Annotated in this window: 1 protein-coding gene; it reads right to left on the reverse strand. The window is 70.4% G+C overall.

Features of this window, described 5'->3' with window-relative positions; translation table 11 throughout:
• Positions 1–167: 167 nt before the first annotated feature.
• Positions 168–476, reverse strand: a 309-nt coding sequence (locus I6F38_RS43330) for an ROK family protein (protein WP_225164706.1), incomplete at its 5' end; no start/stop codon positions are given.

Consider the following 476-nt stretch of genomic DNA (forward strand, 5'->3'; position numbering starts at 1 on the left):
CGCTGTACAGGCCGACATTGGCACCGGCGCGGTGGGAAGCAAGCAGGGTCTGCAACGGGGACATGGTCAGGCTCCGGACATCAGGAAAAGGAGGGTTGGCAGGCGAGCAGGGCGGCACCACGTGCGCCACCGGCATCGCCGAAGCGTGGCGGCACGATCGGTGGCACCTACACACCCTTGAACAGGTGGGTGGCGATGGCGGCGGGCAGGTGCTGGTACAGCGGCGCGTACTGCGAAAGGCCGCCGCCGAGCACGATCACGTGCGGGTCCAGCGCCAGCACCAGCGCGGCCAGGCTGTGGCCGAGCAGGTCGCGATGGATGTCCAGCGCCTTGCGCGCGCGGGCATCACCGGCTTCGGCCAGGGCGATCACCGCGCTGGCGTCGGCGGCGCTGCCACCAAGGTGGCGCTCGATCATCGCCACGCCACTGCCGGACACATAACGCTCCACGCAGCCCTGCAGGCCGCAGGCGCAGTC

Origin of the sequence: Bradyrhizobium sp. BRP56 (assembly GCF_020194035.1) — a bacterium.
Lineage (GTDB): Bacteria > Pseudomonadota > Alphaproteobacteria > Rhizobiales > Xanthobacteraceae > Bradyrhizobium > Bradyrhizobium australafricanum.